14 protein-coding genes are annotated in these 13,545 nt (G+C 72.2%); 1 reads left to right on the top strand and 13 read right to left on the bottom strand.

Annotated elements, in window-relative coordinates; genetic code table 11:
• Nucleotide 1: 1 nt before the first annotated feature.
• From secD to pgsA, 13 genes are all read right to left on the bottom strand, one after another.
• Nucleotides 2-1,792, bottom strand: a complete 1,791-nt coding sequence (gene secD, locus ACFV4P_RS00175; RefSeq protein ID WP_380465648.1) for a protein translocase subunit SecD — start codon at nt 1,790-1,792, stop codon at nt 2-4.
• A gap of 156 nt (nt 1,793-1,948) precedes the next feature.
• The gene (gene yajC / locus ACFV4P_RS00170; RefSeq protein ID WP_158071962.1) at nt 1,949-2,347 is read right to left on the bottom strand and encodes a preprotein translocase subunit YajC; all 399 of its coding nucleotides are present in this window, start codon (nt 2,345-2,347) and stop codon (nt 1,949-1,951) included.
• A gap of 185 nt (nt 2,348-2,532) precedes the next feature.
• Entirely contained in the window at nt 2,533-3,606 is a 1,074-nt protein-coding gene (gene ruvB, locus ACFV4P_RS00165; RefSeq protein ID WP_380465646.1) for a Holliday junction branch migration DNA helicase RuvB, read from the bottom strand.
• A gap of 58 nt (nt 3,607-3,664) precedes the next feature.
• Nucleotides 3,665-4,276: a Holliday junction branch migration protein RuvA gene (gene ruvA / locus ACFV4P_RS00160; RefSeq protein ID WP_073817005.1), complete on the bottom strand. Its 612-nt coding sequence runs from the start codon at nt 4,274-4,276 to the stop codon at nt 3,665-3,667.
• 58 nt (nt 4,277-4,334) lie between these two features.
• Nucleotides 4,335-4,961 (bottom strand): crossover junction endodeoxyribonuclease RuvC, encoded by a 627-nt coding sequence (gene ruvC / locus ACFV4P_RS00155; protein WP_073817007.1) that lies wholly within the window; start codon nt 4,959-4,961, stop codon nt 4,335-4,337.
• Between the two features lie 127 nt (nt 4,962-5,088).
• The gene (locus ACFV4P_RS00150; protein WP_073817010.1) at nt 5,089-5,844 is read right to left on the bottom strand and encodes a YebC/PmpR family DNA-binding transcriptional regulator; all 756 of its coding nucleotides are present in this window, start codon (nt 5,842-5,844) and stop codon (nt 5,089-5,091) included.
• Between the two features lie 91 nt (nt 5,845-5,935).
• On the bottom strand, nt 5,936-6,550 hold the full coding sequence (pdxT, locus tag ACFV4P_RS00145; protein WP_380465643.1) for a pyridoxal 5'-phosphate synthase glutaminase subunit PdxT: 615 nt from the start codon (nt 6,548-6,550) through the stop codon (nt 5,936-5,938).
• 98 nt (nt 6,551-6,648) lie between these two features.
• Nucleotides 6,649-7,560 (bottom strand): pyridoxal 5'-phosphate synthase lyase subunit PdxS, encoded by a 912-nt coding sequence (gene pdxS, locus ACFV4P_RS00140; RefSeq protein ID WP_073817016.1) that lies wholly within the window; start codon nt 7,558-7,560, stop codon nt 6,649-6,651.
• Nucleotides 7,561-7,718: 158 nt separating this feature from the next.
• On the bottom strand, nt 7,719-8,264 hold the full coding sequence (locus ACFV4P_RS00135; protein WP_073817019.1) for a hypothetical protein: 546 nt from the start codon (nt 8,262-8,264) through the stop codon (nt 7,719-7,721).
• Nucleotides 8,265-8,283: 19 nt separating this feature from the next.
• Nucleotides 8,284-8,646 carry a hypothetical protein gene (locus tag ACFV4P_RS00130; protein ID WP_073817022.1) on the bottom strand — a complete coding sequence of 121 codons (363 nt, stop codon included), beginning with the start codon at nt 8,644-8,646 and terminating at the stop codon, nt 8,284-8,286.
• 27 nt (nt 8,647-8,673) lie between these two features.
• Nucleotides 8,674-9,846 carry a glycosyltransferase family 4 protein gene (locus ACFV4P_RS00125; RefSeq protein WP_073817024.1) on the bottom strand — a complete coding sequence of 391 codons (1,173 nt, stop codon included), beginning with the start codon at nt 9,844-9,846 and terminating at the stop codon, nt 8,674-8,676.
• Nucleotides 9,843-10,748: a phosphatidylinositol mannoside acyltransferase gene (locus tag ACFV4P_RS00120; protein ID WP_380465640.1), complete on the bottom strand. Its 906-nt coding sequence runs from the start codon at nt 10,746-10,748 to the stop codon at nt 9,843-9,845. The genes ACFV4P_RS00125 and ACFV4P_RS00120 overlap by 4 nt, the downstream gene beginning before the upstream one ends.
• Complete coding sequence (gene pgsA / locus ACFV4P_RS00115) at nt 10,745-11,401, bottom strand: phosphatidylinositol phosphate synthase (RefSeq protein ID WP_035860123.1); 657 nt, start codon at nt 11,399-11,401, stop codon at nt 10,745-10,747. The genes ACFV4P_RS00120 and pgsA overlap by 4 nt, the downstream gene beginning before the upstream one ends.
• A 126-nt stretch (nt 11,402-11,527) precedes the next feature.
• On the opposite strand from pgsA, the gene ACFV4P_RS00110 reads away from it, so the two are divergent.
• A complete protein-coding gene (locus ACFV4P_RS00110; protein WP_380465637.1) occupies nt 11,528-13,543 on the top strand; it encodes an elongation factor G in 2,016 nt (671 codons plus the stop codon).
• Nucleotides 13,544-13,545: the final 2 nt, after the last annotated feature.

The following is a 13,545-nucleotide window of genomic DNA, read 5'->3' as shown; positions in this document are numbered from 1 at the left end:
GTCAGACCTCCTGGGTCTGCTGGGAGGGAGCGGGACGGCGGCGGGAGCCGCGAATCGGCGGACGGGCGCCGAGCCGCTTCGGGTCCAGGCCGGACCAGGGGTGACCGCTGGAGAAGAACTTGGTGCGGGCCAGCAGCGTGATCAGCGGCTTGGTGAACAGGAAGATCACCACGACGTCGAGCAGGGTGGTCAGACCCAGGGTGAAGGCGAAGCCCTGCACCTTGCCGACCGACACCAGGTACAGCACCGCGGCACACAGGAAGGACACGAAGTCCGACACCAGGATGGTGCGCCGGGCCCGCGGCCAGGCACGCTGCACGGCGGGCCGCAGCTGGGCGCCCTCGCGGACCTCGTCCCGGATGCGCTCGAAGTACACGATGAACGAGTCGGCGGTGATACCGATCGCGACGATCGCGCCGCAGACCGCGGGCAGGTTCAGCGCGAAGCCGACGCCGGCGCCCAGCAGGCTCATGATCGACCAGGTCAGGATCGCGGAGACCACCAGACCGGCGATCGAGATCAGGCCCAGACCGCGGTAGTAGATCAGCGAGTAGAGGACCACCAGCACCATGCCGATCAGACCGGCGATCAGGCCGGCCTTCAGCTGGTCGGAGCCGAGCTGCGGGGAGACGGTGGTGACGTCGCTCTTCACGAAGTCCAGCGGGAGCGCGCCGTAGCTGAGCACGTTGCCCAGCGACTTGGCGTCGTCCTGGGTGAAGGTGCCGGAGATGACCGCGCTGCCGCCGGTGATCGACTCGGACACGTACGGGTGCGAGACGACCTGGCCGTCCAGCACGATGGCGAACTGGTTGCCCGGGGTCGGCTGGGTGGCCAGCTTGCCGGTGGTGTCCGCGAAGGCCTTGGAGCCGGCGTCGTTGAACGACAGGTCGACCATCCAGCCCTTGGCGCTCTGGGTGTCGTACACGGCCTGCGCCTTGGAGACGTCCTGGCCGTTCACGGCGACACCGCCGAGCGCGAACTTGTACCAGAGGCCCTGCTCCGCGTCGTACGAGCAGGCCACGGTCGGCGCGTTCGGGTCGGTGGGCTGGTAGTTCTTCCGCTGCTCCTTGACCGAGCAGTCCAGCGCGGTGAACTGCTGCTGGAGCCCGGCCGGGACGGCGCCCTGGGTCAGGGCGGCGGCCACGTCGGCCGGGTTGGCCGCCGGGGTGCTGGCACCGGCGCTCGGGGCGGCCGAGCCGGAGGCGGCGGGGGCCGAGGCGGAGCCGCTCGCGGGGGTGGTCGGGTCGGCCTGCAGGGCGCCGGACACGGCACGGCCGGCCTTGCTGGCCGAGGAGCTCGGCGAGGCCGGCGCGGAGGCGCTGCCCGAGGCGGACGGGCTGGCCGAGCCGCTGGGGGCCGTCGACGGCTCGCCGCTCTGCTGCGGCTGGGCGCTCACGCCGCTCGGCGCGGTGGCCAGGACCGGGCGGAAGTACAGCTTCGCGGTGTCACCGACCTTGTCGATGGACTCCTGCGTGTTACCACCGTCGGGGATGTTGACGATGATGTTGCTGTTGCCCTGGGTCTGGACCTCGGCCTCGGAGACACCCATGCCGTTGACGCGCTTCTGGATGATGCCGACCGCGGTGTCGAGATTTGCCTTGTTGATCGCGGAAGGATCGTCCGACTTGGCGGTCAGCGTGACGCTGGTGCCACCGGCGAGGTCGATACCGAGACGCGGCTTGGTGTTGCCCGTCCCGAACATGAGGGCCACCAGGCCGACGGTGACCACCAGGATGAGCGCCAGCGCCCGCCCCGGGTATCCGTCGCGCGACCGCGACTTGGGTGTTGCCACCTTGTTCGTTTCTCCCTGTCCATGCCGCCCGGCGGCCGGCCCCGGGCCCCCACGCACGGCGGGGGCCCGGACAAGACGGACGCACGGCGGCCCAAGAGGTCCTGTGGGCTTGCGGCGGATGCCGCTGGTCGGGGAAGAAAGGCCCCCCCGGCCGTACTACTTGCTCTCGGGAGCCTCGGCGTCGGCCTTCGCACCGTCCTTGGACAGGCTCAGCGGCTTCTCGTCGCCGTCCGTGCCCTCGGCGGCCTCGACAGCGTCCCCCTCCGACTCGTCCTCGGCCGGACGGCCGTTGATGATCGCGTCGTACTCGAGCGGCTCCAGGACCGCCGCGATGGCGCCCTTGGTGAAGTGGGCCACCACGCCGGGAGCGAGCTCCAGCTCGACGGTCTCGTCGTTGACCGCCTTGATCGTCGCGTACATGCCGCCGATGGTGCGAACACCCGAGCCCGGCTGCATCGAGCTCTGCACGTTCTGCATCTGGTCCTGCCGCTTCTTCTGCGAACGGAACAGCAGCAGCATCAGCAGCAGCGGAAGAACGAAGAGAATGAGTTTCACAGCCAGGGTCCTTTGTCGGCCACCGGTCGGGGCGGCCAGTGCGTGTACGTCGGCCCGTCGGGCGAGAGGGGCGGTCCGGCGGAGTCTAGGCGACCCGCACTGAACGGACAACGCCAAGCATGCCAGTGTGCCGCCGAAAGTGGCGAGCCTTGGCATGGACATAAACCGCCGATAAGGCGGCGCGGTTATGCCTGGCCGCCCGCCCACAGCTCGGACTGCGCCCCGCGCGGCGCCCGCGCCGACTGCGGCGGAACGAGCCCGAGGTGCTGCCACGCCGCCGCCGTCGCGATCCGCCCGCGCGGGGTACGCGCGAGCAGGCCTTCCCTTACCAGGAACGGCTCGGCGACCTCCTCGACCGTCTCGGCCTCCTCCCCGACCGCGACCGCGAGCGTGGACAGGCCGACCGGTCCGCCGCCGAAAAGCTTCAGCAGCGCCTCCAGCACCGCGCGGTCCAGTCGGTCCAGACCGCGCGCGTCCACCTCGTACACCTCGAGCGCCCGGGTGGCGATCTCCCGGGTGACCATGCCGTCGTGGCGGACCTGCGCAAAATCCCTCACCCGGCGCAACAGCCGGTTGGCGATGCGCGGAGTGCCGCGCGAGCGCCCCGCGATCTCCGCCGCGCCGGCCGGGTCGATCTCCACGTCCAGCAGGCCCGCCGAGCGGTGCACCACCCGCTCCAGCTCGGCGGGCGCGTAGAACTCCATGTGCCCGGTGAAGCCGAACCGGTCGCGCAGCGGCGGCGGCAGCAGGCCGGCCCGGGTGGTCGCCCCGACCAGCGTGAACGGCGGCAGCTCCAGCGGGATCGCGGTCGCCCCCGGGCCCTTGCCGACGATCACGTCGACCCGGAAGTCCTCCATCGCCATGTAGAGCATCTCCTCGGCGGGCCGGGACATCCGGTGGATCTCGTCGAGGAACAGCACCTCGCCCTCGGTCAGCGAGGACAGGATCGCCGCCAGGTCGCCCGCGTGCTGGATCGCCGGGCCGGAGGTGATCCGGATCGGCGCGTTCAGCTCCGCCGCGATGATCATCGACAGCGTGGTCTTGCCCAGCCCGGGCGGGCCGCTCAGCAGCACGTGGTCCGGCGCCGCGCCGCGCTGACGGGCCGCCTGCAGCACCAGCGAGAGCTGCTCGCGGACCCGCTCCTGGCCGATGAACTCCTCCAGCAGCCGCGGCCGCAGCGCCGCCTCCACCGCCTGGTCCTCGCCGTCGGCGGACGCCGTCACCAGGCGGTCGGCGGGCTCGGACTCGTACGGATTCATCGGAAAACGGCTCCCATTGTCGACTTGGTGACAGATCGTCGGATTGCTTCGGCGATGCTCAGCGGGCCCGGTTCAGCCCGCGCAGCGCGAGGCGCAGCAGCGCGCCCACGTCCGGAGTGGCCTGCGCCTCGGCGTCCGGCGTCACCCTGGACACCGCCTCGTCCGCCTCCCGCGGAGCGTAGCCCAGGCCCACCAGCGCCGAATGCAGCTGCTCGTGCCAGGGCGCGGGCCCGGTGGCCACCGGCTTCTGCGCCGGCACCGTGCCGTGCGGGGCGCCCAGCTTGTCCTTGTACTCCAGCAGCAGCTTCGCGGCCTTCGCCTTGCCGATGCCCGGCACCGCGATCAGCGCCTTCTCGTCGCCGCCGGCCACCGCGACCCGCAACGCCTCCGGCGAGTGCACCCCGAGGATCGCCTGCGCCAGCTTCGGCCCGACCCCCGGCGCCGCCTGCAGCACCTCGAACGTCGCCCGCTCGTCGTCGTCCGCGAACCCGAACAGCGTCAACGAGTCCTCCCGCACCACGAGCGACGTCGCCAACCGCGCGACCTCCCCCACCCGCAGCCCCGCCAGGGTGGACGACGTGCACTGCACCGCCATCCCCACCCCCCCGACCTCCACCACGGCCACCCCGGCCCCCAGCACGGCAACGGGCCCCTGCACAAAGGCGATCACGGTGAAGTCGTTTCCTCTCGGGGGTTGAACTTTTCGGGACCTGCGACGGTTCGCCCCGTCAGGGGCGCGGGGTGCTGCGCGAGCGACCGGGCACTCTGCCGTACGCCGCCCGGGGCGCGGCTGCCTGCTGCTCGGGCGGCTCCCCGGACTGGGTGCCGTGCCAACTGCCGCCACTCGCGTGAGCCTTGATCGCCGCCGTCAGGCGGTTGGTCGTGCCGCCGCGCCAGATGTGGCAGATGGCGAGCGCCAGCGCGTCCGCCGCGTCGGCGGGCTTGGGCGGGGCGTCGAGCCGGAGGAGGCGGGTGACCATGGCCGTGACCTGCGCCTTGTCGGCGCGCCCCGAGCCGGTGACCGCCGCCTTGACCTCGCTGGGGGTGTGCAGGGTGACCGGGATGCCCCGACGGGTCGCGCAGAGCACGGCGACGGCCGAGGCCTGCGCGGTGCCCATCACCGTGCGGACGTTGTGCTGCGCGAACACCCGCTCCACGGCGACGAGTTCGGGCGAGTAGCGGTCGAGCCACTCCTCCAGCCCCTGCTCGACGGCGAGCAGTCGCGGCCCGAGTTCGTCCCCCGGCGGCGTCCGCACCACGCCCACGCCGAGCATCGTCAACTGCCGCCCGGGCAGCCCGTCGACGACTCCGACGCCGCACCTGGTCAGCCCAGGGTCCACACCCAGCACTCGCACGAGCCCTGCCCCACCTCTCTCCGACCCGGGAAGGCTACCCCCGGCCACCGACAACCGTCCCCGGACACGCCTCCGCCCGGTGGCCGCGAGCAGCCACCGGGCGGAAGAGCCAGGAGAACGGGCGGACTCAGGCGTCCAGTTCGGCCATGATCTCGTCCGAGACGTCGAAGTTGGCGAAGACGTTCTGCACGTCGTCGCTGTCCTCCAGCGCGTCGATCAGCTTGAAGATCTTGCGGGCGCCGTCGGCGTCCAGCTCGACCTGCATGCTGGGGACGAAGTTGGCGTCGGCGGAGTCGTAGTCGACGCCCGCGTCGACCAGCGCGGTGCGGACGGCGACCATGTCGGTGGCCTCGGAGATGACCTCGAAGGCCTCGCCCAGGTCGTTGACCTCTTCGGCGCCGGCGTCCAGCACGATGTCGAGGACCTTGTCCTCGTCCACGCCGTCGGCCTTGGGGACGATCACGACGCCCTTGCGGTTGAACAGGTAGGACACCGAGCCCGGGTCGGCCATGTTGCCGCCGTTGCGGGTCATCGCGACGCGGACGTCGGAGGCCGCGCGGTTGCGGTTGTCGGTGAGGCACTCGATCAGGACGGCCACGCCGTTCGGGCCGTAGCCCTCGTACATGATCGTCGAGTAGTCGGCGCCACCGGCCTCCGCACCGGAGCCGCGCTTGACGGCCCGGTTGATGTTGTCGATCGGGACGGAGCTCTTCTTCGCCTTCTGGATGGCGTCGTAGAGCGTCGGGTTGCCCGCGGGGTCGCCGCCGCCGGTGCGCGCCGCCACCTCGATGTTCTTGATCATCTTGGCGAAGAGCTTGCCGCGCTTGGCGTCGATCGCGGCCTTCTTGTGCTTGGTGGTAGCCCACTTAGAGTGGCCGGACATCGCCAGCTCCTTTTCGTCGCCAATGGGAAATGAACAGGGGAGATCTTACCGGTGCCGCACTGCGAGGTGGCACACGGTCACAACGCCGCGCCTAGCGAGCGGAGGCCGCCTCGACCATCCGCACGAAGTACTCGTGGACGCGGTGGTCGCCGGTCAGTTCCGGGTGGAAGGAGGTGGCCAGCAGGTTGCCCTGGCGGACGGCCACGATCCGGGCGTCCGGGCCGTCGGCGGCGGGCACCTCGGCCAGCACCTCGACGCCCGCGCCGACCGACTCGACCCAGGGGGCGCGGATGAACACGCCGGTGACCGGCTCGCCGGTCATGCCGGCGAACGGGATGGCGGTCTCGAAGGACTCGTTCTGGCGGCCGAAGGCGTTCCGGCGGACCGTCATGTCGATGCCGCCGACGGTCTCCTGGTCGTCCCGCCCGTCGAGGATCTTGTCGGCCAGCATGATCATGCCCGCGCAGGTGCCGTAGACCGGCATGCCGGCCCGGACGCGCTCGCGCAGCGGGTCCATCAGGCCGAACAGGACCGCCAGCTTGGAGATGGTGGTGGACTCGCCGCCCGGCATCACCAGGGCGTCGACCTCGGCGAGTTCCTCGGGGCGGCGGACCGGCCGGGCCAGCGCGTCGGCGGCGGCCAGCGCCACCAGGTGCTCACGGACGTCGCCCTGCAGGGCGAGGACACCGATGGTGGGGGTGCTCACGGTCTGTCACTACCTCTTCGTTCTCGAACCTGTGATCCGGGACTCCACGCAGCGGCCCGCCGTACCCGGAAGCACGGCGGGCCGGACGCGCGGGGTGATTACCAGCCGCGGTTGGCGTAGCGCTCGGACTCCGGGAGGGTGTCGCAGTTGATGCCGACCATGGCCTCGCCCAGGTTGCGGGAGGCGTCGGCGATGATCTTCGGGTCGTCGAAGAAGGTGGTGGCCTTCACGATGGCGGCGGCGCGCTTGGCCGGGTCGCCCGACTTGAAGATGCCGGAGCCGACGAAGACGCCCTCGGCGCCCAGCTGGCGCATCAGCGCGGCGTCGGCCGGGGTGGCCACGCCACCGGCGGAGAACAGCACGACCGGCAGCTTGCCGAGCTCGGCGACCTCGCGGACCAGCTCGTACGGGGCGCGCAGCTCCTTGGCGGCGGCGTACAGCTCGTTGTTGTCGAAGCCGCGCAGCTTGGCGATCTCGTTCTTGATCTGGCGCAGGTGACGGACGGCCTCGACGACGTTGCCGGTGCCGGCCTCGCCCTTGGAGCGGATCATGGCCGCGCCCTCGGCGATGCGGCGCAGGGCCTCGCCCAGGTTGGTGGCACCGCAGACGAAGGGGGTGGTGAAGGCCCACTTGTCGGAGTGGTTGATCTCGTCGGCCGGGGTCAGGACCTCGGACTCGTCGATGTAGTCGACGCCGAGCGACTGCAGGACCTGGGCCTCGACGAAGTGGCCGATGCGGGACTTGGCCATCACCGGGATGGAGACCGCGTCGATGATCTCCTCGATCATGTTCGGGTCGGACATCCGGGCCACGCCGCCGTCCTTGCGGATGTCGGCGGGCACCCGCTCCAGCGCCATGACGGCCACCGCGCCGGCGTCCTCGGCGATCTTCGCCTGCTCGGCGTTGACCACGTCCATGATCACACCGCCCTTGAGCTGCTCGGCCATGCCGCGCTTGACCCGGGCGGTACCGATCTGCGGCTGGTCTGCGGTGGTGGGGGTGGTGGACACGTAAGACCTCACTCAGAGATGAACCGGTGCTATCGACCTATCGTAGGCCTGGAAGGGTCCGGACCCATACGCCACATGGTCCAGCGCCCTTCACGGCATACGACAATCAGGCCAGCGCACAGCGGGCGGGCAACAGTCGGCGGAAAGCCGCGCCCAGCCTACGCGGGCGCGCCTTCCGGGGTGAGGGCGGTAGGGGGCTCGTCGTCCATCTCGAACGCCATGGGGAACGGCGCCCGTCCCGCCAGTCGGAAGTACCGCACCAACCGGTGCTCGCGCACCGCGCGGGCCGCCCGCACCGCGTCGTTGTGGAAGCGCCGCGCCATCGGCACCCGGCGCACCGCCTCCACCAGGTCGCGCACCGCGTCCTCGCCGCCGGGGGCCGCCCGCAGCGCCGCGACCTGCGCCGGCTCGTCCAGCACGGCGCGCAGCGCGAGGCTCAGTTCGCTCTCCGCCACCTCGCGCTGCTCGTCCTGCGCCTGCCGGGCCGCGTGCGCGGCCTCCAGCAGCAGGATCGACGCGGCCGGGTCCAGCAGCGAGGAGGTGGCCAGCTCCACCGCCACCGACGCCCGGCGCAGCAGCTGGGCGTCCAGCGAGGCCCGGGCGGCGTCGATCCGGGCGTGCAGCCGGTCGAGCCTGCCCGCCGTCCAGCTGAGGTAGACGGCGAACAGCACGACGGCCGCGAGGGCCCAGATCCAGGTAGTCACGGGGCGTTACGGTACCGGCTCAGCCGCCGAAGACCGCCGAGCGGTAGGAGTCGCGGTCGGTCTCGGTGACCGACACCGCGGCCTGCACCGCCCCCGGCTCGGCCCCCAGGTACTCCGGCAGCGCGGCCACCGCGGCCTCGGCGAGCGCCGCCTTGGCGTGCGGCGAGCGGCCGGGGAAGATCTCGAAATCGATCGCCACCAGCGCGAACGTCTCGGCGTCCGCGCCGACCACCGCCTCCTCGGTGCGCCGGAAACGCGTCTTGCAGGCCTCCGGCTTGGCGTCGATCAGCTTGACCGCAAGCCGGTTCAGGGCCAGCCCGAACCCTCGCCGGTCGAAGCAGTCGGCGAGCCGGTCGGTGTAGTCGACGGTGATCAGCGGCATGGTGGTACCTCTCGCGAGCAGGGTGGTTCAGCGACCAAGACGCGTACGCCAGCCGGACGGTTCGGCCTCGGCGACCGGTGGACGGCCGTCGGTGACCGTCTCGTACACCGACAGCACCTCCGCACCGACGGTCTCCCAGTCGAAACGCCGCACGTGCCGGGAGGCGGCCTCGCGCAGCGCCAGCAGCCGTTCGGGGCTGCCGAGCAGTTTCACCGCGGCGGCGGCCAGCGCGCCCGCGTCCTCGACCGGGAACAGCTCGCCGGCCGCGCCGCCGTCCAGCACCTGGCGGAACGCGTCCAGGTCGCTGGCCAGCACCGGCGCGCCCGCCGACATCGCCTCGACAAGGATGATGCCGAACGACTCGCCGCCGGTGTTCGGCGCGACGTACAGGTCGACGCTGCGCAGCAGGCGCGCCTTGTCGCGGTCGGAGACCATGCCGAGGAACTCGACCTGGGCCCGCACCTCGGCGGGCAGGCCCGCCACCGCCTCCTCCTCGTCGCCCTTGCCGGCCACCAGCAGCCGCACGCCCGGGCGCTCGGCGAGGATCCGCGGCAGCGCCGCCAGCAGCGTCGGCAGGCCCTTGCGGGGCTCGTTGATCCGGCCGATGAAGCCAATGGTGCCCGGCCCGCCGTCGGCGGCGCCGCCCTGCCACTTCGGATCCGGCTCGGCGTCCGCGAAGAACCGCACGTCCACGCCGTTCGGGATCACCACCGCGTCGCCGCCCAGGTGCTCCACCAGGGTCCGCCGGGCGTACTCGGACACCGCGATCCGGCCGGACATCTTCTCCAGGCCCGGCTGCAGGATCGGCGACGCCGCGATCATCGCCCGCGAGCGCGGGTTCGAGGTGTGGAACGTCCCCACCATCGGCCCGGACGCCGCCCAGGCCGCCAGCATCGACAGCGACGGCGAGTTCGGCTCGTGCACGTGCAGCACGTCGAACCGGCCCTCGCGCAGCCACCGCCGCACCCGGGCCGCCGACAGGATGCCGAAGCTCAGCCGCGCCACCGACCCGTTGTACGGCACCGCGACGGCCCGCCCCGCGGAGACCACGTACGGCGGCAGCGCCTCCTCGTCCTCCGCCGGAGCCAGCACCGACACCTCGTGACCGAGGCGGATCAGGTGCTCCGCCAAGTCCCGGATGTGGAACTGCACACCGCCCGGCACGTCCCAGTCGTACGGGCACACCACGCCGATCCTCAACGCTCGGCCCTCCGCGGCGTCAGGTCCGCCAGCCACAGCTTCTGCAGCATGTGCCAGTCCACCGAGTGCTCCCGGATCGACTCCGCCCACACATCGGCCATCGCCTGCGTCATCGCCGCGGCCTGCTCCTGCCGCGTCCCCTCGCCGGACGGCACCACCTCCGGGTGCACCTCCGCACGCAGCATCGGCCCGTCGTACCAGAGCGTCACCGGGAACAGCGCCGCACCCGTACGCTGCGCGAGCGCCGCGGGGCCGGCCGGCATCCGGGTCGGCTCGCCGAAGAAGTCCACCTGGATCCCGGCCTCCGACAGGTCCCGGTCACCGACCAGGCACACCAACTTGCCCTCGCGCAGCCGCCGCGCCAGCGTCCCCACCACCGACACACTGGAGCCGGTCAGCGCCAGCACCTCCATGCCGAGGCTCTCCCGGTACGCCACGAACCGGTCGAACAGCGACTCCGGCTTCAACCGCTCGGCGACCGTGGTGAACGGGAAGCCGCCCGCCGACGCGATCCACGCGCCCGCCAGGTCCCAGTTCGCCATGTGCGGCAGCGCCAGCACCGCGCCGCGCCCCGCCGCCATCGCCTCGTTCAGCTGATCCAGGTTCTTCACCGTTATCGCCTGCGAGACCCGCTCCCGGCTCCAGGTCGGCAGCCGGAACGACTCCATCCAGTACCGCAGGTACGAGCGCATCCCGGCCCGGGACAACTCCCGCAGCCGTATCGCGTCCGCATCCGGATGCACCCGCGCCAGGTTGGCCTCCAGCTGCCGCACCCCCTTGCCCTGCCGTCGCCACGCCACGTCGGCGATGGTGTTGAACAGGCCGCGGGCCGCCGGCTCCGGCAGGTGCCTCAGCCCCGCCCAACCGGCCGCATAGGCCGCGTCGACCAACCGCTCCTTCACTTGACCCCCTCGGCGGCGCCCGCCGCCTCCAGCTCCGCGGACTCGCGGCGCACCGTCAGCATCCGCTGCGCCACCGTCACCAGGCTGCCCGCCGCGACCACCCACAGGGCGATCGGCAGCAGCCACTCGATGTACGGCACTCCGAACTTGTGCAGGCCCGCGAAACCGGCCGCCACCAGGCTGATCACCAGCCGCTCGGCGCGTTCCACCAGCCCCGACACGTTCACCGGGAAGCCCAGCGACTCACCGCGCGCCTTGGTGTACGACACCACCTGGCCGCTCGCCAGACAGAAGATCGACACCGCGCACAGGATGTCGTTGTCGCCCTTGCCGGCGTACCACATCGCCAGGCCGCCGAAGATCGCCGCGTCGGCGACCCGGTCGAGCGTGGAGTCCAGGAACGCGCCCCACTTGCTGGACCTGCCCGCCTGGCGGGCCATGTTGCCGTCCACCAGGTCGGAGAAGATGAACAGGGTGATGGTGATCGTGCCCCAGAAGAACTCCCCGCGCGGGAAGAACACCAGGGCGCCCGCCACCGAGCCGGCCGTTCCGATCAGCGTGACCGCATCCGGACTGACACCCCATCGCAGCAGCATCGCCGCGAACGGGGTGAGGACACGTGTGAAGAAGCCACGCGCGTACTTGTTGAGCATGGCTTTCCGGTCCGCTCCGCTCCTCGGATGGCGCCCGCGAGCCGCTGGCCCGGCGGGCGGCCGCGCGGATGGCCCCGCCCGGCTGGACAATGGTATCCACGCTGATCGAGCGGCAGGAGGCCAGCCATGCCGGACCGGACAGCCCACACCCCCGCCACACCCGCCGACCGACCCGGCCGGCTCCGCAACCTCGCCCTGGTCGGGGCGGGCGGAGCCGGCAAAACCACCCTCGCGGAAGCCCTCGCCGTCACCGCCGGCGCCCTGACCAGGCCCGGAACCGTCCCCGACGGCACCACCGCCGCCGACTGGGAGGACATCGAGCACCAACAGCAGCGCTCCGTGCAGTTCGCGCTCCTCCCGCTCTCCTGGCAGGACCTCACCGTCAATCTGCTCGACGCCCCCGGCTACGCCGACTTCGCCGGCGAACTCCAGGCCGCGCTGCGCGCCGCCGAAGCCGCCGTCTTCGTCCACTCCGCCGCCGACGAGACCGTCCCCCGCCCCGTCCGGGCGCTCTGGCAGCAGTGCGAGGACGCCCACCTCCCCCGCGCCCTCGCGCTCACCCACCTGAACACCGCCCGGGTCCGCCTCGACGACGTCCTGCGGATGCTCCAGGACACCTTCGGCACCCCCGACACCGTGCGCCTGCTGCACCACCCCGACCTGCGCGACGGCCACCTGCACGGCTCCACCGACCTGCTCACCGGCCGCGTCTACGGCAAACCCGACGACCCCGGCGACCTGGACGCCGAACGCGCCCGCCTGGTCGAGGCCCTGGCCGGCGAGGACGACACCCTGCTGGAGCGCTACCTCGACGGCGCCGACCTCGACACCGCCGCACTCACCGCGGGCCTGCGCCGCGAGTTCCTCGCCGGCACCCTGCACCCCGTCCTCGCCACCGCCCCCGACGGCACCGGCTGCGACGCCCTGCTCGACCTGGTCGCCGCCGCCTTCCCGTCCCCCGCCGACCGCGCCGACGGCCTCCCCGCCGCCGACCCCGACGGGCCGTTCACCGCCCAGGTCGTCCAGACCGGCGAGGACCCCTACCAGGGCCGCCTCAGCCTGCTGCGGATCTTCACCGGCACGCTGCGCCCCGACACCACCGCCCACCTGCCCGACGGCGAGAACGAACACCTCACCGCGCTGCACAGCCCCTTCGGCCACCAACTGCGGCCCGTCCCGCAGGCCGTCGCCGGCGACCTCGTCACCGTCGCGAAGCTCACCACCGCCCGAACCGGCGACACCCTGTCCACCGACCACACCGTGCTGCCGCTCTGGCCGCTGCCCGAGGCCCTGCTGCCGACGGCCGTCCAGGCCCGCTCCAAGGCCGACGAGGACAAGCTCTCCCAGGCCCTCGGCCGGATCGCCGCCCAGGACCCGGCGCTGCGCGTCGAACAGAACCCCGACACCCACCAGCTCGTCCTGTGGTGCACCGGCGAGGCCCACCTCGCCGTCACCCTCGACCGGCTCGCCACCCGGCACGGCGTCCACGTCGAGACCGTCCCCTACGAGGTCGCGCTCCGGGAGACCTTCGCCGCCCCCGCCAGCGGCCACGGCCGGCACGTCAAACAGTCCGGCGGGCACGGCCAGTACGCGATCTGCGACCTCACCGTCGAGCCGCTGCCCGGCGGCGGCTTCGAGTTCGTCGACCGGGTCGTCGGCGGCGCCGTCCCGCGCAACTTCGTCCCGTCCGTCGAGAAGGGCGTCCGCGCCCAGCTCGACCGCGGCCTGCACGGCCACCCGATGACCGACGTCCGGGTCACCCTCACCGACGGCAAGGCGCACTCCGTCGACTCCTCCGACGCGGCCTTCCAGACCGCCGCCGCCCTCGCCCTCAAGGAAGCCGCCGACCACACCGACGTCCGGGTCCTGGAACCCGTGGACGAAGTCCGGGTGCTGCTGCCCGACGAGTACCAGGGCGCCGTCCTCACCGACCTGTCCGCCCGCCGGGGCCACGTCCTCGGCACCGAGATCGGCGGGCCCGGCCTGAGCGTGGTCCGCGCCGAAGTCCCCGAACTCGAACTGACCCGCTACCCGCTCGACCTGCGCTCGCTGTCGCACGGAACCGGCCAGTTCACCCGCAGCTACCTGCGCCACTCCCCGATGCCCACGCACCTCGCCGCGCAGTACGCCACGACGGGGTGACG

Origin of the sequence: Kitasatospora sp. NPDC059795 (assembly GCF_042732175.1) — a bacterium.
Classification (GTDB): Bacteria; Actinomycetota; Actinomycetes; order Streptomycetales; family Streptomycetaceae; genus Kitasatospora.
Note: the sequence above shows the minus strand (reverse complement) of the source record. Positions and strands in the feature narration are given on the sequence as shown.